General features: G+C 71.6%; 1 protein-coding gene. It reads right to left on the reverse strand.

Features of this window, described 5'->3' with window-relative positions; all coding sequences use genetic code 11:
- A partial coding sequence (locus tag HW452_RS17820; RefSeq protein ID WP_224107363.1) for a hypothetical protein occupies positions 1 to 201 on the reverse strand: 201 nt, incomplete at both ends.

Genomic DNA, 201 nt, shown 5'->3' on the forward strand with positions numbered 1-201 from the left:
GCCGGCTTCGGCCGCGCCCTGGATGGCGTCATAAGTGCTGGTCACCTCGACGGTGGGCAGCAAGGCGCTGGCCTCCACGGGCGCGGTGTCGTTTGCCGTCAGACCTTGTGCGTCGGTCACGGTCACGCTCACCGCCGGCAGGTTGCCGCCGCCGTTGACGTGCGCCGCGCCCGCGTCGGTCAGGGTGACCGTGCCGGTGAT

Source organism: Vreelandella aquamarina (genome assembly GCF_020075495.1).
Classification (GTDB): Bacteria; Pseudomonadota; Gammaproteobacteria; order Pseudomonadales; family Halomonadaceae; genus Vreelandella; species Vreelandella aquamarina_A.